This window comes from Paenibacillus filicis (assembly GCF_038070315.1).
Classification (GTDB): Bacteria; Bacillota; Bacilli; order Paenibacillales; family NBRC-103111; genus Paenibacillus_G; species Paenibacillus_G filicis.
The window spans coordinates 1-15,646 of the sequence record NZ_JBBPCC010000026.1; the positions used below are offsets into that span (position 1 = coordinate 1).

A 15,646-nucleotide genomic window follows, 5' to 3' on the forward strand; every position below is an offset into this window, starting at 1 on the left:
TCCCTTTCACGGAGGTAACAGGGGTTCGAATCCCCTACGGGTCACCAACATGGAGGCTTAGCTCAGCTGGGAGAGCATCTGCCTTACAAGCAGAGGGTCGGCGGTTCGATCCCGTCAGCCTCCACCATAGTATTACTTGCATGATGACGCGGGGTGGAGCAGCCCGGTAGCTCGTCGGGCTCATAACCCGAAGGCCGCAGGTTCAAATCCTGCCCCCGCAACCAATTCTTCATATGTGTGGAGCCGTGGTGTAGAGGCCTAACATGCCTGCCTGTCACGCAGGAGACCGCGGGTTCGAATCCCGTCGGCTCCGCCATTAAGTTTTTGATTCAACGTAAGGCTCGGTAGCTCAGTCGGTAGAGCAGAGGACTGAAAATCCTCGTGTCGGCGGTTCGATTCCGTCCCGAGCCACCATACGTGCCGTTGTAGCTCAACTGGTAGAGCAACTGACTTGTAATCAGTAGGTTGGGGGTTCAAGTCCTCTCGACGGCACCATAGTTTTACCCGGAGGCTTAGCGAAGTGGCCAAACGCAGCAGACTGTAAATCTGTTCTCTGACGAGTTCGGTGGTTCGAATCCATCAGCCTCCACCACTTTCATAGGGGCATAGTTTAAAGGTAGAACAAAGGTCTCCAAAACCTTTGGTGTGGGTTCGATTCCTGCTGCCCCTGCCAAACAAATTTCATATGGCGGTCGTGGCGAAGGGGTTAACGCACTGGTCTGTGGCTCCAGCATTCGTGGGTTCAAGTCCCATCGATCGCCCCATTTTTTACTAATCCATTGGGGATTAGCCAAGCGGTAAGGCAACGGACTTTGACTCCGTCACCCCTAGGTTCGAATCCTAGATCCCCAGTTTTAATTTGCGGAAGTGGCTCAGCGGTAGAGCATCGCCTTGCCAAGGCGAGGGTCGCGGGTTCGATTCCCGTCTTCCGCTCCAATTATTATGGCGCCATAGCCAAGTGGTAAGGCAGAGCTCTGCAAAAGCTTTACCCCCAGTTCGAGTCTGGGTGGCGCCTCCATATTTACGCCGGAGTGGCGGAATCGGCAGACGCACAGGACTTAAAATCCTGCGGTGGGTGACCACCGTACCAGTTCGACCCTGGTCTTCGGCACCAGTATCATTTAGTTAGTAATATGTGCCCTTAGCTCAGCTGGATAGAGCGTTTGACTACGAATCAAAAGGTCAGGAGTTCGAATCTCTTAGGGCACGCCATTTTTTCTTGAAAGTACCTCATGGCAGGTAAGATTTAATTTATGTGCCGGCGTGGCGGAATGGCAGACGCGCTCGACTCAAAATCGAGTGGGAAACCGTGGAGGTTCGAGTCCTCTCGCCGGTATCAATTAAACAAATAAGGGTCCATTAGATATCATATCTAATGGACCCTTATTTGTTTAGAATGAAAGCTTCATTCGTCACCTTAACTTAAGAAATCTTCGATAGTTCACATGCGAATAACATTGTCTATGGTTGAGTAATTACTATGGCCAAGCCACTCTTGAACTTCTTTCATTCCTACACCATTTGCTAAAAGTAGACTTGCACAGCTATGACGTAAATCATGATATCTGATTCGGCGGAAATTATGTTTCTCTAAAAGAAGTGGGAAGTTTTGAGCAATATATCCTGGCTTCATTCGCTCACCGACAGCATCAACGTAAATGTATTCAAGGTAATCTGTGCAATACGAGTCCCCATAGAGTGCACAATTTGTTTCTGTTCCGCTTTAAGGCGAATCAGGAGCTCGTACAAGGCATCTACAAGCGGTAGTGTACGACAACTGGAGGTTGACTCAGGACCCTGGCAAGGAGAAGTCTAACAAATGAGTTATGATCCAACGCACCTATTTAAAAATCCACCAGAAGATGAACGGAACTAATCCCCGTATGTAATAAGGTACAAGGATCAAAACATCATACAAGTGTATGCAGCCAGTCGTCGAAAATCAATCGGCGACTGGCTATTTCGTTTTGTCTAAAAGCAAATAGCTTTCATCTTTATTTCCCAAACGGCTTGACGAACGATAAAATCCGAGATATTATCAAGTAGTAATTTAGTAAATAAGTAATTTAGTAAATCGAGAAAAGGAAGAGGGAAAGATGAAAATACCTACTACGTTAAAGCATAAGCCTGTTGTTGTGGTTGAAAATTACGAGAAGGTTGACGGCCGATTGGCCAGAAATACGGACACGCAAGGTCTTTCCCTGGGACTCGCCCAGTGGAACGATCGGGGGAAGGTCGATATTTCGGCCAAGGTATGGAGGTACACGGGGGAAAAGTGGTCCAGGCAATCGGAGGAGCTGCCTCTCCATCGCGTTCTTGATTTGTCTATTCTGATCTGCCGGTCGCTGGCACATTTTCAAGAAGCTTATCGTTATGAGCATTTATATGATCCGCAGCAGCCGGTCATCGATCGTGTGGCTCTCCAGGGGGATGCCATGACGGTCGCGGTTTGTACGGACAATGAGAGAATTCATGAAGATATGAAGCTGTTCAGCCAAGCGCTCAATGACGACGGCGAGCTGATCGGCGAACGTTTGCGCACATTATCAAAAATTTTAGAGGATATGGGGTATTAGCATGTTTGCGAATCGTTATGTTCGAACGATTATACTCTCCCGGGTACTGCTGCAGCTGGGAATATGGATCCGGAATTATTCAGTCCTTCTATATGTTACGGAATTGACGCATAATAATCCGGTCTATGTATCACTGATTTCGGTGGCGGAATTCGCTCCGATCTTTATATTCGGTCTTATTGGAGGGACCTTTGCCGACCGATGGCGGCCGAAGCGGACCATGGTATGGAGTGATTTGTTGTCTGCCTTGTCTGTGGTCGCTGTCCTGCTTACCGTTATGAACGGGGGATGGATTGCACTTCTTATCGGGTCCTTTATCTCCGCCAGCTTGTCCCAATTTTCTCAGCCATCGGCGATGAAGCTGTATAAGCGGCATGTGCCAGGGGAGCAAATGCAGGGCGTGATGGCGCTGTCCCAAACCGTTGTCGCTATATTCACGGTATTGGGGCCGGTTATCGGAACATTTATTTTCATTCAGTTTGGAGTTAACGTAGCTTTGATTCTCACCGCAATTCTGTTCTTAGGATCTTCCCTTATTCTGTCGTCGCTGCCTCGTGACACGGAAGAATCCAAGTCCGACGGTTCAGGGAACTTTAGGAAGGAATTGACGGCCGGACTACGATATATCGGGTCTAATAAATCCTTAAGAACGTTAAGCATGACTTTCGCGGCGGTCGGATTGGCCTCCGGCTTGATTCAGCCGCTTCAGATTTTCCTAGTCATCGAGAAATTGGGACAGGACAAACAATTTTTGCAATGGCTCGTTATGGCCAATGGAGCAGCTATGCTCGTCGGCGGAGCTGCGATCATGGGGATCGCCAAGAAGGTGAAGCCGCAGCTGCTGCTCATGTTCGGCTTGCTAGTTACGGCCGTCTGTACGATTGGCATAGGGGCGTCCACGATGATTTGGCTGACCATCGTTCTACTGGTGTTCAGCGGTCTAGTTTACCCTTGTGTGCAAGGCGGCATCCAGACGCTGCTCGTACGGAACACGGAAGCGGCCTTTATCGGCCGTGTATCGGGAGCGATCATGCCTGTCTTTATGGGAATGATGGTCATGGGAATGTTCGTAACCGGCTATCTGAAGGAATCCTTTTCCTTGCTGTCGGTCTACATCGTAAGCGGCGGTTTGACGATTGCCGGTGCGGCCTTGCTGCTCCCCCTCGTGTTTGAGAAAAGAAAGAAAGCGGAAAGCGGTCCAGCAGCATGATAGAAGGAGGAGAACGAAATGACTGACCTTGAACCTTATGTGTTGTCGCCTGAGAGACAACTGACCGAATCCGAGAAGAAGCGCGTCTGGCAAAAACCGCATTCTCATAAAGTCAGCGAGGAAGAGCAGCGCATTAGTCAAGAAATCAAGCGCAATTGGAATCGCGGGGAAATGAAAATTGCCAACATTCTGTTAGAAGGCGATGCAGGCTCCGGTAAAACACAGTTAGCCAAAGCATTATCGGCTAATTTCGGATTGCCGTATACGAAGGTGACCTGCTTCGCCGATATGGATAAATCGGATATTATCGGGGCTATCTTGCCGGTCATTTCTTCGGATCGGCTGGAGCAGCTAGAGCCTGAGGAACAATCGATTCTAAAAGCACTGTATGAGAGCGATGGGTTTCAAAGCGCAACTGACATTTTAATGAACGCATTAGGGATGACCCAGGAACAAGCACAGCTCAAGATCAAGCAGTTGCTGAAGCTTGCGGCGGAACACTCCGACGGCGAAGCGGTCGAGTACCGGTTTTACCCATCGGAGATCGTCAGAGCTTATCAGGAAGGCTACCTGCTGGAAATCCAAGAACCCAACGTAATTCGCGATGCCGCAGTGCTGATGGCGCTTAACTCCGCTTTGGAGCTGGATGGAAGCATCAATCTTCCGACTGAAGTGATACGTCGGCATCCGGACTTCATCGCGGTCATCACGACCAACCGCAGCTATGCCGGAGCTAGGCCGCTTAATGAAGCACTGCGAGACAGAGTACAGCACTCGGAGAAGATGGATCTGCCCACCAAGGAAGTTATGATGGAACGTACGATGTCCAAAACAGGGTATCAAGATGAACAGATGCTGAGCATTTTGGCAGATACCATAATGATTTTGGACAAAACGGCCCGGGCAAATGCCATCAAAGGCGTAGCCGGTATGCGTTCGCTCTTCTACTGGGCAGATGCGGTTGCCAGCGGTGCCTCAGCCAAAGATTCCCTGTATCATAAGGTCATTTACAAAATAACGACCGATGCTGAGGAAATTAAGATTTTGGAAGAAGCGCTTGGGAAGCAAGATTTAATCAAGGCACTAGACAATGTGGCGATCGACGTAAAAAAAAACGAAAAAATAACGACGCCATAGAGATCAAGACCTGGGGAGATATTGACGTCACGGAATTTGACCATGACGATCAGGTAGAAGATGAGGGGATTTCGCTCAAAAAGTCTGCAGATAGTGAAGAAAGTTCTTCCCCTGTATCCGATGACACCACCGAGATGGAAAGCTCGGATACGGGGGAGGACGGCTCTCCCCGGTATCATCAGGCAAATCCTGAATCGATGTCGGAGGATGCGAAACAAAAGGAACGCGAATTCCGTAAAAATTTGAATCGCAGCTCAAGGGAATTTGTCTCCGATACGATTCATGAGAAGGTAAAGCTTATCGTTCACCGGCCGGATGCCGATCCGGAACATCAACAGGAATACGCCAGTCTAAGCAAGGGCCTGATGCCGATCGTGCAGGAAATCGCCAGAAAGACATTGCCGCTGTTGGAGCATGAAGTGTCTTCCGAATTTGCGAGGAACCGCTACTATGGCAGCAAGTTTCAAGCAGACAGTGTCGCTTACGGGGATTATCGGTATTTTGCCAAGAAGCGTCCGCCGACGGAAGCTCCATCCCTCGTGGTGGGTCTAAGAGTGGACGAATCCGCCTCCATGTCGGCTTTCGGGAGATTGGAAGCCGCCAAGCGAGCGGTTATCGCGGTTTATGAATTTTGCCAAATCTGTGATATTCCCGTCTTGATCTACGGCGATACGGCGGATGTATCTAGGCTGGAGCAAATGTCGATCTTTGCCTATGCCGACTTTGATAAGCCGGATGCGAGCGACCGGCTCAGGCTTATGAGGATTCAGGCCAGAAGCAATAACCGGGATGGCATGGCTCTCAGAATTATGGCGGAACGGTTGGCTGTCTCACCGCAGCAGACCAAGCTGCTCGTGAGCATCAGCGATGGACAGCCCAAAGCCATGGATAACTATACCGGAAGCTATGCCGTCTCCGATATGCAGCAGACGATCGAGGAGTATGAACGGAAAGGCATCACATTCCTTGCCGCCGCGATAGGCCAAGACAAAGATGTCATCAGTGATATTTATGGTCAGGATCGATTTTTGGATATTACGAATTTACAGGAGTTCCCTGCCAAGTTAGTTCGCATTATCGCCCGGTATTTGTAAGGTTCATGATTATTCATTATCTACGATTAGGAGAGAAAGGGTATGGATAAAAATAAGCGTAAGGAATTGCTTGAGGAGTACAAGGAAATTAAGACTTATATGGGCGTCGCCCAAATTAAAAACAACGTCAACGGTAAAATCTATGTGGACAGTTATCCGAACTTGAAAAATAAATGGTTAACCCTTCAGATGCAGCTGGATCAAGGGAGATTCGCGAACGCGGAGCTGCAGAAGGAATGGAAGGAATTTGGGGCCGACAAGTTCACTTATGAGGTACTGGAGCAGAAGGAAGCCGACAAGGTGACCGATATGCGCTGGGAACGCAAGAAAATTTTAAAGCCGTGGCTTGATAAGCTGCAGCCCTTCGGGGATCGAGGATACAATAAGCCGCTAAAAGAAACAGATGAATAGGCAGTCCTCATCAGGCTGTGAACAGCAAGAAAGTAACCCGTCAATGGAGCCATTGACGGGTTTTGATTCTGTCCAAAAACGGATTTGACTAACGATGAAATCCAAGATAAGATGAAACCGACTTTAGTCGTTCAGTAATCGATAAACGGACTGGTACAAGGAAAGAGGGGGAAAGCATGAAAATACCTACTACGTTAAAGCATAAGCCTGTTGTCGTGGCGGAGAATTACGAGAAGGTTGACGGCCGTATGGCCGGGAATACAGACGCGAAAGGTCTTTCCCTAGGACTCGCCCAGTGGAATGATAGAGGAAAGGTCGATATTTCGGCCAAAGTATGGAGATATACGGGAGAGAAATGGTCCAGGCAGTCGGAGGAGCTTCCACTTCATCGCGTGCTTGATTTGTCCATTCTGATCTGCCGGTCCCTGGAGCATTTCCGCGAGGCCTACAGATATGAGCATTTATACGACCCACAGCAGCCTGTCATCGATCGGGTTGGCTTGCAAGGGGACGCGATGACCGTGGAGGTCTGCACGGACAATGAGCGAATCAATGAAGATATCAAGCTGTTCAACCAAGCGCTCAGCGACGACGATGAATTAATCGGCGAACGCTTGAGGACGTTATCTAAGATATTAAAGGATATGGGATATTAATATTATAGCTTCCATACAAACAATACAGCAGTTGTCTCTGCTGTATTGTTTGTGTTTATAGGCTCTTTTTTAATGGTGATGGCGTTGAGCAATATATTTCAATCTTTTTAGGGATGAACTTTGGTATGGTGAATGCAACGAAGGAGGGGATGGAATGCCTGGCGAGATCAGAACGGCATATTATGATCCGGAGCTGCAAGTGGAAGCCTATAGGTTCCAGGGGGTCATGCAGAACTTTCCGAGCCATTTTCATGAGCATTATGTCATTGGGTTTATAGAAAATAGCCAGCGTTACATGTTGTGCAACCATCAAGCATACATTTTAAATCCTGGAGATATTATGATTTTTAATCCCCGGGATATTCATTCATGCGAACAAATCGATGGGAAAGCTTTGGATTATCGCAGCATCGGGATACAACCGGATAGCATGAAGAGGATAGTCAGAGAAATTACAGGCAAGGAATTTCTGCCGTCCTTTTCGCCTAATGTCCTTTACCGCAGCGAGCTTGCCGGGGTGTTGCAGGAGCTGCATGACATGATATTTAGGGGTGAATCCGACTTTATTAAAGAAGAGCTGTTTTTATTTCTCATTAGCCAGCTGCTGCAGGATTACTCGGATACGACGGAGAAGCTAGAGGAACAAGGACAAGAGCGGGATTCCGAGTTCGCCACCATCTGCGATTACATCGAGAGTCATTATTCAAACAAGCGTGTATATTTATTTGACCCCAATCGTTACGGTATGGGCTGCTTATTTATTTTTAAACGAGTCGATCACGATGACGGCCTTCCTCGGGATGCTTCTCACCTTGATAGGTCTAGTCGTGTCAGAAAAAAGGTTCATTCAGAAGTTGAAGCTTGCTTCTAGCTATGTTTTAAAATGTCGAGTCAAACTCAACAGACATAGGATGTGACTGCCAGGCAGGCACAACAGAAGCATTGTATATCATTCCATTTATTTGATTTCACAAATAAAGGATGTGTTTTCGGCTGAAAAAGAATCTATTCATTCTATTAGTCATTACTTTATGCGTATTATTCTTAGCAGAAATGTCTAAGACGACTACTTACTCAGATGTCAGGTAGTTGAAATATACGAACAGCGTATAATCGTCGAAGATCTAAGTAGCCAGATGATAGCTATTTCAATTGATCCGAAACTTCATCAATTAATAGAAAAAAACAAGCGTTACGCAGTTAAATTTGAGTATTACAAATATGGGAAAAAGAAACTGATTTTTATTGAGCCGAGCAAGCTCTCTAATTAGAAGTCGCAAACCACCCTTGATTCGGCTTACGGTTATTGCGTTTAAGCCTGTCCGTTGTGAGAAGTTGCTTGCGTCAATCGGACAGCAAGCGAAGACGTTCGATCCGACGATTGTGCTCGGGCAGCAGGTTCAGGGACTGGAGCGCGCCCGGACGGCCTGATAACACACATAGGATCTGGATAAGCCAAATAAAACCCGCGGAAACTTTGAGGCATTAGGTTTCCGCGGGTTTTTATGCATGAAGCCACCCTGCGGCTGCACTTCGTGGAGTGAGGTGAAGGCGGCAGCTACGGGGGGCGGCGGATCAGATGGAAGTGGGCAAGACGGGAAATGATCAGACATGACGGGATATTCAACTGGAAGTTGGCGGTTGACTAAGAGGGTAAACGTGATTATAATAAAAAAATGAACGGTCTGTCTTTTATTGCGATGAAACCTATTATAAGGAGTGAATGAATATGAGTAAAGTATGGTTGATAACAGGAACCTCGACGGGGTTTGGACGTCAATTCGTAGAGCAATTGGCCTCTACGGGAGATCAGATTGTCGCTACTGCGCGAAATGTGGAGGCGATCGCTGATCTTAAGGAATTGGCCCCTGACCGCATCCACATCGCCCCGCTCGATGTAACGAACAAGGAGCAGATCCAGGCAGCTGTCCAAGAGGCGGTCGATACGTTCGGACGAATCGATATTGTCGTGAATAATGCGGGCTACGGATTATTCGGTATGCTGGAGGAATACACGGATGAGCAGATCCGGCATCAATTCGATGTGAATGTATTCGGCACGCTCGATGTGATTCGGGCCACTCTTCCGATCTTCAAGCAGCAGCAATCTGGCCATTACGTGAATGTTTCCTCGATCTTCGGGGTTTGGGCAGTTCCGGCGTTCAGTTTGTATGCGGCGTCGAAGTTTGCCGTAGAAGGGTTCTCCGAAGCGATGGCCGCGGAGCTGGCCGCCTTCGGAATCAAGACGACGATTGTACAGCCAGGCGTCTTCCAAACCGAGTTTATGGGAACGTCGCGCATGCTGTCGGACACTAAGCCTGAATATGCATCTGTATATGAAGCCTTCGACAAGAGCTATGATTCGCTGAAGAAGGGCGACCAGGCTAAGGCGGTTGAGGCTATGATCGCCATGATTAACAGCGAGAATCCGCCGCTTCATTTCCCGGTAGGCTCGATGGCGACCTATGGCATCCGAAATGCACTCGGCAAGCGTGTCGACGAAGTCGTGGCATGGGAGAAGGTATCGCTGCTGGCTGATTAATCGGAGATATAGAAGAAATTGCTTCGTGAGCATTCTTTACTGATCGTTCCCAAAATGCTATGATGGGTCTGGGAGGGAGAGCTGATGGCACGAAGCAAAGAGTTTGACGAGAGCGTGGTGCTTCATAAAGCCATGCTATTGTTCTGGGAGCAAGGGTATGAGAAGACCTCTCTGCAGGATCTTGTAGAGCATATGGGGATTCATCGCAGAAGCCTGTACGATACCTTTGGTGACAAGCATTCACTGTACTTAAAAGCGTTAGATCGTTACGGAGATTTGATGAGCGCTGCTCTGAAGTCGGAAGCTTCTCGCGGCAACTCCGCCAGACAGGCGTTGCGTTTCATTTTCGACTTTATGATCGAGAAAGGCGACGATATGCCTTTGGGATGTTTATTCGTCAATTCGGCTATCGAGCTAGCTCCAACGGACGAACAAATTGATGGAAAAACCAGTCAAGGGTTCCAGGGAGAAGAACAGCTCATCGCAGATATCATCCGCAGAGGACAGCAATCTGGCGAGTGGGGAGCCCATCATGATCCTGAGCTGGTGGCGGAGAGCCTGCATAATTCGCTGGTGGGCATTCGTGTACTCGGCCGGACATCGGCGGGGAAAGAGAAGCTGCATCGGATCGCCGACGCTAGTCTGGCAGCGCTCGATAAGTAAAACAAATTTTTTTGTTTAAATTAGAATGATCGTTCCCAATAAAAAATTTGCGGATTCTTTGATACTGCCAACCCCCAGTTTTGTCTTTTTGAGAATGATCGTTCTAATTATGAGTACAAATCCTAACAACCCCAATAAAAGGAGACGATACACATGACAGCATCGCAAAATTTGACAGGAAAAGTTGCTTTCGTTACAGGAGGTACACGGGGGATCGGCTTGGAGACCGTTCGCGGCCTAGGCCGGCTGGGAGCTGCGGTAGTCATCGGCGCACGTGATCTTCAGAAAGGTCAGGAGACAGCTACGCAATTGAAGCAGGAAGGCTTGAACGTAGAGGCTATCGCCTGCGATGTGAATGTACATGAGGATCATCTCGCGGTGTACCGGCATCTGGAGCAGCAATACGGCAAGCTGGATATCCTGATCAATAACGCAGGAGTTCTGCTGGATGCGGAAAGTGTATCCGTGGAGATTGTGAACAAAACCAGCACGCAGCCTGCTGAGCAGCTGCGTGAGACGTTCGAAGTGAATTTCTTCGCTCCCATCCTGCTGACCCAGACGCTGCTGCCGCTCATCCGCAAGTCGGAGGCAGGCCGTATCGTGAATTTGTCCAGTGTGCTGGGTTCGCTGACTTTGCACGCCGATCCAAGCGCGCCTATTTACGGCATCAAAACCTTTGCCTATAACGCTTCGAAAACAGCGCTGAATGCATTCACGATCCATCTGGCGCATGAACTGAAGGATACGGCGATTAAGGTAAACTCCATTCATCCGGGATGGGTGAATACCTCACTCGGAGGAGCTAAGGCGGACATCGATGCGGTGGAAGGAAGCCGTACTAGTATTATCGCGGCGACGCTGCCGGATGACGGTCCGAGCGGACAATTCTTTTATCTCGAAAATCATTTACCTTGGTAATCATTGATAGGCTTTATCTTAAACAAGCTGAAGTGGTTGTGAACCGCTTCAGCTTGTTGGAGTTACCCGCGCAAAACCTTGATTTCACAAGGCTTTGCGCGGGTTTTTCTCTTCGTGGACTTCGTTTCGGCCCTCTTCTGAGTAGCATGTGTGACTCTACACGGTGAGGGAAGCCGTGATACTAAACGTAAGTATTTTAGGAAAACATTGAAATACTGCCGTAAATCTGGCTTCTTGACTTGGAGTACACTCCAAGTTGTACATTTAACATGTCACGATACTTCATTGACATCCTACATGAAAAGAGGAAAGACCATGCCGCATACAAAGACAGTGCTGATTACCGGAGCCAACAAAGGAATCGGATATGAAACAGCTAGACAATTAGGAGCTCAGGGATTTACGGTCCTGCTTGGAGCGCGTGACGAGGAGAGAGGAAAGGAAGCGGCAGCTCGGCTGACAGAGGAGGGCTTGAAGGCCTGCCCTCTTATATTGGACGTGACAAACCAGGCTACGATTGATGCTGCAGCCCAAGTCATTGCTGAGGAATTCGGCTCGCTTGACGTCCTGATTAATAATGCGGGAGCTGCATTTGAGGGAGGCGTTTCTCCGAGCCAGCTCGAATTATCCGATCTGAAAAAGACGTTTGAGACGAATTTCTTCGGTCTGTTCGCCGTTACCAAAGCGTTGCTGCCTCTGCTGATCAAGGCTCCAGCCGGTAGAGTTGTCAATGTATCCAGCGGGCTCGGTTCCTTATCCTTGATGAGCGATCTCTCGGCCGAATTCGCGAATGCCAACATATTGGCTTATCCTAGCTCCAAAACAGCGGTTAACTCCTTAACTTTAATGTTTGCCAAGGAGTTTAGACATTCACCGTTGAAATTCAATGCGGCCGATCCTGGGTATACGTCTACAGATTTAACAGGAAACCGAGGCTATCGGAAGGCCAGTCAAGCGGCCCAAGTTATTGTTCATCTCGCGACGCTTCCAGAAGAAGGACCAACGGGAGGTTTCTTTAACGAAAATGGACCAGTTCCCTGGTAAGGCTAAATGGGCTACTCTTGTCGAGGAAATTCCGGAGCTTGTCACCTCCATCAAGCAAGCTGCACAATTGACTGGACTAACGGAAGATACGATTCGTTATTATGAGAAAATTGGATTACTGCCTTATGCGGACCGGAAGAAAAACGGGCATCGGATCTATAGCCGGGAACAGATTCAAGGTATTATCTTTTTAACTCGATTGAAAGCAACCGGAATGACCTTAGAGGAAATGAAGCATTTTCGGGAAATGACGAATGCCGGTGATGAAAGCATCCCTGCCAGATTGTCCATTCTAGAGGAGCATAAGCAGAAAATTCAAAGCGAAATTGCCAGATTGTCTGATATTCAAACAATCATTGAATTCAAGATTGATCATTTTCGTGAAATCTTCCAACATCCAAATTCAAACGATATGCTTTGTGAGGAAGCTTCAAAAAAAGAGATATGACGGTTAAACATGATGGGACACCCCCTTTGAGATATAGATTTGTTATTCAACAGGCATGAATGATAAATCGAGGAGAGGTGAATGATTAATGAAGAAAGCAGCCAAAACGGTTATTATCACAGGGGGAAATACAGGGCTCGGGTTTGAAACGGCCAAAGTTATGGCCAGCTCTTCAACCGAATGGCATGTCGTCATCGCATCGCGCAGTCAGCAAAAAGGAAACGAAGCGGTGCAAGCGTTGATTCGGGATACCCGTAATCCCCATATATCTGCAAGAGTACTGGACTTGTCCTCATTCTCGTCGATTAAGCAATTCGCAGATCAATACACGAAGGCGGATCTTCCGCCGCTCCATGCCATTGTCTGCAATGCCGGGACTGCTTTTGTGCAGGGTACTCAAGTAACAGCGGATGGCCTGGAGGCAACCTTTGGCGTCAATCATATGGGTCATTTCCTGCTCGTGCGGCTGCTCTATAATCAGCTGGCAGAGCCGGGCCGTATCGTTGTTGTCAGCAGTGACACGCATCAATCGAGGGGCAATTCGGGGATGTCCGTCCGCTATGCAAGTCCGGCAACGATGGCCGATCCTACGGCTTCGGACCAGAACCTGCACGAGCTGAACGACTTTTCCAAGGGAATGGTCCGCTATGCGACCTCCAAGCTGACCAACCTGTATTTTACGTATGAGCTGTCACGCCGGGTTCAGCAGTCCAAGCCATCCATCTCGGTTGTGGCCTTTAACCCTGGCATGATGCCCGGCAAAGGCTCGGCACTGGCCAGAGACTACAAGCCCGTCATGCGGTTTGCCTGGAATTATGTCATGCCGTTGTTCCGCTTCGTCAGCTCCGGCATTCGTTCAACCAAGCAGTCCGGCCATGATCTTGCTCAGCTGGTATTAAGTGAAGTAGTGAAAAGTGGAACGTACTGGGACGGCAAGAAGGAGATTGCATCCTCCGAAGAGTCCTATGATCTCGGTCGTGCGGCTGAGCTGTGGGATTGGAGCAGTGAAAAGGCAGAGCTGAACAAAGAGCTCTAATCTAAATAAATAGCGAAGTCCAGCATTTTACCTGGATATTGCGGTATGGTTCAGCATGAGACCGAGCTGGCGAAGGTAAGGTCGCAAGTCGCTGACGGAATCTAAAAAAGTGGTGTATACCCGAAGCAAGGTATCGTTGGGCCTAGGTTGTGCCAGCTCGCCCTGCAGGAGATCTATCACCTCAAGCAGTTCCTTCCGAATATGCTCGGGTTGCGGCAACTTATGGATTTTTTCGGCAAAAAACTTCAGAAATTCCTCCAGGTTGGCCTGCCGGGTGAAGTGATCTAGCGGATTGATTTCGTTGAAGAAGGCGCTGGATGTCTTGAGCACAGGTTCAGCCTTGCTTGCGATCAAATCGCGGATGACCGTATCCAGCCGATCCACGATGAAGCCGGCCAATTGGGCCATGGGAACTGCGATCACAGCTTGAATCGCATGCGACAAGTATTCTTTGATCATGCCGCGGAAGATGGCGACAACATCCCCGAGAAAGGGAGCAATGGGCTCGCCATATGCTTCATAGAAGCAGTCGTGGTGCAAGGTTAGCAATGTGGCGCGTTTCTTTCTCCATTCGATCAGAAAGTTCTCATTGGTTGTTATCGGAAGCTCTTTAAACTCGCTGGTGAAAAAATAGTTTTCAAGCATATATTGCATCTGAAATTCAATCTTCCGACGCAGCACTTCCTTGGGTGGAAGCCCCTCTAGCCGAAGCATGCGGTCAAGCTCCCTGGTTTCTTCGAACAGGATTCTGTGTACCTCAACAAATACGCTGGTAAATAAATCTTCCTTTGAAGGAAACACTTTATATATGCTGGCCTTGGCCATGCTGCAGGCTTCTGCGATGTCCTGCATGGAGGCCGCGAAATATCCTTTTTCTCTGAAAATACACATGGCTGTATCGATTATTTGCTGTCTTTTGAATTGTTCCAACTGTACCACCCCTAGACATTCTGACATGCTCTCTTGATGTGGTCAATAAAGGATTTGACGTGAAAACTTGCAAAGTCATATAATGAACTTGTAAGTTTTATAGATTGAATTCTAAGGAGGTGAGCCAGAGCATTCCGCTTTGGCCCAACATGAAAATTAACGATCAGGTTGAAATGCTGGAGCTTACCCTTAAGATGGGTGAGCATGATTTTGTCATCAACCCGGTAGTGATCCGTGATGAGCATACCTATGTATTGATTGATACCGGGATGCCTGGTTCTTACGGTCCAATCACGGAGCTTTTGACCCAAGCAGGAATTGATGACTCGGCCCCTCATTCCATTATTCTAACCCATCAGGATATCGATCATGTAGGCGGGTTGCCACAGTTCAAGGGCGAAGGCATCGATGTGTATGCTCATGGGGAGGACCAGCCCTATATCGATGGGTTGAAACCGATGATCAAATTCAATGGGGAGCGTAAGGAAGGTCTTATTGCCAGTCTTCCGCAGGACCTCGCTTCCGCATTTGAAACTACTTTCTCAGGAGAAGTCAAGAATGTGACCCGTGTGCTTACAGATGGGGAGAAGCTGCCTTTCGGCGGGGGGCTAACCGTGATCCATACCCCAGGGCATACACCAGGACATATCGCTTTGTACCATGAGCCGAGCAAGACCCTTATTGCTGGCGATGCTTTGGTCGTGGATGGCGGGAACCTGCAAGGTCCGAATCCGGCCGTAACGCCAGATATGAAGCTGGCGCTGGAGTCGCTCCGCAAGCTCAAGGCATATCCGATCGAGACGGTTCTCTGCTATCATGGTGGCCTTTTTAAAGGCGATGTTCACAAGATCATCGACGAAATAACCCAGAGCCTGTAGTAAACAGCGTTAGCGATTCATCCTCCTCCTAGTCTGAGCAAGTCCGCGCCACCAGGATGATTCTTATCGGCTATACCTCAATTTATAGATCCACCATGCAGCC

17 protein-coding genes, 14 tRNA genes and 1 pseudogene are annotated in these 15,646 nt (G+C 48.5%); 30 read left to right on the forward strand and 2 right to left on the reverse strand.

From position 1 onward, the window contains the following. Positions 1 to 51: 51 nt before the first annotated feature. The 14 genes from WMW72_RS29410 (at position 52) to WMW72_RS29475 (ending at position 1,336) form a co-directional block, all read left to right on the forward strand. Positions 52 to 127 (forward strand) — tRNA-Val (locus WMW72_RS29410). A gap of 20 nt (positions 128 to 147) precedes the next feature. Continuing rightward, positions 148 to 224, forward strand: a tRNA-Met gene (locus WMW72_RS29415). A gap of 15 nt (positions 225 to 239) precedes the next feature. Next, positions 240 to 316: transfer RNA gene (locus WMW72_RS29420), tRNA-Asp, on the forward strand. Between the two features lie 22 nt (positions 317 to 338). Further along, positions 339 to 414, forward strand: a tRNA-Phe gene (locus WMW72_RS29425). 5 nt (positions 415 to 419) lie between these two features. Next, a tRNA-Thr gene (locus WMW72_RS29430) sits at positions 420 to 495 on the forward strand. Between the two features lie 11 nt (positions 496 to 506). Further along, a tRNA-Tyr gene (locus WMW72_RS29435) sits at positions 507 to 592 on the forward strand. Between the two features lie 7 nt (positions 593 to 599). Further along, positions 600 to 673 (forward strand) — tRNA-Trp (locus tag WMW72_RS29440). 15 nt (positions 674 to 688) lie between these two features. Next, a tRNA-His gene (locus WMW72_RS29445) sits at positions 689 to 764 on the forward strand. Between the two features lie 16 nt (positions 765 to 780). Then, positions 781 to 852: transfer RNA gene (locus WMW72_RS29450), tRNA-Gln, on the forward strand. Between the two features lie 9 nt (positions 853 to 861). Continuing rightward, positions 862 to 936: transfer RNA gene (locus WMW72_RS29455), tRNA-Gly, on the forward strand. A gap of 8 nt (positions 937 to 944) precedes the next feature. Further along, positions 945 to 1,018: transfer RNA gene (locus tag WMW72_RS29460), tRNA-Cys, on the forward strand. Between the two features lie 7 nt (positions 1,019 to 1,025). Beyond that, positions 1,026 to 1,114 (forward strand) — tRNA-Leu (locus WMW72_RS29465). Between the two features lie 21 nt (positions 1,115 to 1,135). Next, positions 1,136 to 1,212, forward strand: a tRNA-Arg gene (locus WMW72_RS29470). A gap of 45 nt (positions 1,213 to 1,257) precedes the next feature. Further along, positions 1,258 to 1,336, forward strand: a tRNA-Leu gene (locus tag WMW72_RS29475). Positions 1,337 to 1,441: 105 nt separating this feature from the next. Here WMW72_RS29475 and WMW72_RS29480 read toward each other — a convergent pair. Next, positions 1,442 to 1,633, reverse strand: coding sequence for a tyrosine-type recombinase/integrase (locus WMW72_RS29480; protein ID WP_341419165.1), 192 nt, complete (start codon positions 1,631 to 1,633; stop codon positions 1,442 to 1,444). Positions 1,634 to 2,096: 463 nt separating this feature from the next. Here WMW72_RS29480 and WMW72_RS29485 point away from each other — a divergent pair, with 463 nt between their 5' ends. From WMW72_RS29485 to WMW72_RS29550, 15 genes and pseudogenes are all read left to right on the forward strand, one after another. Continuing rightward, positions 2,097 to 2,576, forward strand: coding sequence for a DUF6530 family protein (locus WMW72_RS29485; RefSeq protein WP_341419166.1), 480 nt, complete (start codon positions 2,097 to 2,099; stop codon positions 2,574 to 2,576). Position 2,577: 1 nt separating this feature from the next. Beyond that, positions 2,578 to 3,786: an MFS transporter gene (locus WMW72_RS29490; protein WP_341419167.1), complete on the forward strand. Its 1,209-nt coding sequence runs from the start codon at positions 2,578 to 2,580 to the stop codon at positions 3,784 to 3,786. Positions 3,787 to 3,804: 18 nt separating this feature from the next. After that, complete coding sequence (locus WMW72_RS29495; protein WP_341419168.1) at positions 3,805 to 4,923, forward strand: AAA family ATPase; 1,119 nt, start codon at positions 3,805 to 3,807, stop codon at positions 4,921 to 4,923. Positions 4,924 to 5,057: 134 nt separating this feature from the next. Continuing rightward, positions 5,058 to 6,017 carry a vWA domain-containing protein gene (locus WMW72_RS29500; RefSeq protein ID WP_341419169.1) on the forward strand — a complete coding sequence of 320 codons (960 nt, stop codon included), beginning with the start codon at positions 5,058 to 5,060 and terminating at the stop codon, positions 6,015 to 6,017. 42 nt (positions 6,018 to 6,059) lie between these two features. After that, positions 6,060 to 6,428 carry a GIY-YIG nuclease family protein gene (locus tag WMW72_RS29505; protein ID WP_341419170.1) on the forward strand — a complete coding sequence of 123 codons (369 nt, stop codon included), beginning with the start codon at positions 6,060 to 6,062 and terminating at the stop codon, positions 6,426 to 6,428. Positions 6,429 to 6,604: 176 nt separating this feature from the next. Beyond that, complete coding sequence (locus tag WMW72_RS29510) at positions 6,605 to 7,084, forward strand: DUF6530 family protein (RefSeq protein WP_341419171.1); 480 nt, start codon at positions 6,605 to 6,607, stop codon at positions 7,082 to 7,084. Positions 7,085 to 7,238: 154 nt separating this feature from the next. Beyond that, positions 7,239 to 7,649: pseudogene (locus tag WMW72_RS35705) on the forward strand (AraC family ligand binding domain-containing protein); the annotation flags it as partial. Between the two features lie 148 nt (positions 7,650 to 7,797). Next, complete coding sequence (locus WMW72_RS35710; protein ID WP_423227616.1) at positions 7,798 to 8,001, forward strand: hypothetical protein; 204 nt, start codon at positions 7,798 to 7,800, stop codon at positions 7,999 to 8,001. 370 nt (positions 8,002 to 8,371) lie between these two features. Continuing rightward, complete coding sequence (locus WMW72_RS29520) at positions 8,372 to 8,515, forward strand: hypothetical protein (protein WP_341419287.1); 144 nt, start codon at positions 8,372 to 8,374, stop codon at positions 8,513 to 8,515. A 298-nt stretch (positions 8,516 to 8,813) separates the two neighbouring features. Beyond that, positions 8,814 to 9,626, forward strand: a complete 813-nt coding sequence (locus tag WMW72_RS29525) for an SDR family NAD(P)-dependent oxidoreductase (RefSeq protein ID WP_341419173.1) — start codon at positions 8,814 to 8,816, stop codon at positions 9,624 to 9,626. Between the two features lie 84 nt (positions 9,627 to 9,710). After that, on the forward strand, positions 9,711 to 10,289 hold the full coding sequence (locus tag WMW72_RS29530) for a TetR/AcrR family transcriptional regulator (protein WP_341419174.1): 579 nt from the start codon (positions 9,711 to 9,713) through the stop codon (positions 10,287 to 10,289). 153 nt (positions 10,290 to 10,442) lie between these two features. Then, positions 10,443 to 11,207, forward strand: coding sequence for an SDR family oxidoreductase (locus WMW72_RS29535; protein WP_341419175.1), 765 nt, complete (start codon positions 10,443 to 10,445; stop codon positions 11,205 to 11,207). 315 nt (positions 11,208 to 11,522) lie between these two features. After that, positions 11,523 to 12,251: an SDR family oxidoreductase gene (locus WMW72_RS29540; protein ID WP_341419176.1), complete on the forward strand. Its 729-nt coding sequence runs from the start codon at positions 11,523 to 11,525 to the stop codon at positions 12,249 to 12,251. Then, positions 12,232 to 12,699 (forward strand): MerR family transcriptional regulator, encoded by a 468-nt coding sequence (locus WMW72_RS29545; protein WP_341419177.1) that lies wholly within the window; start codon positions 12,232 to 12,234, stop codon positions 12,697 to 12,699. The genes WMW72_RS29540 and WMW72_RS29545 overlap by 20 nt, the downstream gene beginning before the upstream one ends. Positions 12,700 to 12,787: 88 nt before the next feature. Further along, positions 12,788 to 13,735, forward strand: a complete 948-nt coding sequence (locus WMW72_RS29550) for an SDR family NAD(P)-dependent oxidoreductase (protein ID WP_341419178.1) — start codon at positions 12,788 to 12,790, stop codon at positions 13,733 to 13,735. Positions 13,736 to 13,762: 27 nt separating this feature from the next. Here the strand turns inward: WMW72_RS29550 and WMW72_RS29555 are convergent, their stop codons facing one another. Then, positions 13,763 to 14,692 carry a TetR/AcrR family transcriptional regulator gene (locus tag WMW72_RS29555; RefSeq protein WP_341419179.1) on the reverse strand — a complete coding sequence of 310 codons (930 nt, stop codon included), beginning with the start codon at positions 14,690 to 14,692 and terminating at the stop codon, positions 13,763 to 13,765. Positions 14,693 to 14,814: 122 nt separating this feature from the next. Between WMW72_RS29555 and WMW72_RS29560 the strand changes: the two genes are divergently transcribed. Continuing rightward, a complete protein-coding gene (locus tag WMW72_RS29560) occupies positions 14,815 to 15,543 on the forward strand; it encodes an MBL fold metallo-hydrolase (protein WP_341419180.1) in 729 nt (242 codons plus the stop codon). Positions 15,544 to 15,646: the final 103 nt, after the last annotated feature.

Coding starts and splice junctions, on each gene's coding strand:
- WMW72_RS29480 (WP_341419165.1), bottom strand. CDS start 1,633: ATGAAGCCAGGATATATTGCTCAAAACTTCCCACTTCTTTTAGAGAAA.
- WMW72_RS29485 (WP_341419166.1), top strand. CDS start 2,097: ATGAAAATACCTACTACGTTAAAGCATAAGCCTGTTGTTGTGGTTGAA.
- WMW72_RS29490 (WP_341419167.1), top strand. CDS start 2,578: ATGTTTGCGAATCGTTATGTTCGAACGATTATACTCTCCCGGGTACTG.
- WMW72_RS29495 (WP_341419168.1), top strand. CDS start 3,805: ATGACTGACCTTGAACCTTATGTGTTGTCGCCTGAGAGACAACTGACC.
- WMW72_RS29500 (WP_341419169.1), top strand. CDS start 5,058: ATGGAAAGCTCGGATACGGGGGAGGACGGCTCTCCCCGGTATCATCAG.
- WMW72_RS29505 (WP_341419170.1), top strand. CDS start 6,060: ATGGATAAAAATAAGCGTAAGGAATTGCTTGAGGAGTACAAGGAAATT.
- WMW72_RS29510 (WP_341419171.1), top strand. CDS start 6,605: ATGAAAATACCTACTACGTTAAAGCATAAGCCTGTTGTCGTGGCGGAG.
- WMW72_RS29525 (WP_341419173.1), top strand. CDS start 8,814: ATGAGTAAAGTATGGTTGATAACAGGAACCTCGACGGGGTTTGGACGT.
- WMW72_RS29530 (WP_341419174.1), top strand. CDS start 9,711: ATGGCACGAAGCAAAGAGTTTGACGAGAGCGTGGTGCTTCATAAAGCC.
- WMW72_RS29535 (WP_341419175.1), top strand. CDS start 10,443: ATGACAGCATCGCAAAATTTGACAGGAAAAGTTGCTTTCGTTACAGGA.
- WMW72_RS29540 (WP_341419176.1), top strand. CDS start 11,523: ATGCCGCATACAAAGACAGTGCTGATTACCGGAGCCAACAAAGGAATC.
- WMW72_RS29545 (WP_341419177.1), top strand. CDS start 12,232: ATGGACCAGTTCCCTGGTAAGGCTAAATGGGCTACTCTTGTCGAGGAA.
- WMW72_RS29550 (WP_341419178.1), top strand. CDS start 12,788: ATGAAGAAAGCAGCCAAAACGGTTATTATCACAGGGGGAAATACAGGG.
- WMW72_RS29555 (WP_341419179.1), bottom strand. CDS start 14,692: ATGTCAGAATGTCTAGGGGTGGTACAGTTGGAACAATTCAAAAGACAG.
- WMW72_RS29560 (WP_341419180.1), top strand. CDS start 14,815: ATGAAAATTAACGATCAGGTTGAAATGCTGGAGCTTACCCTTAAGATG.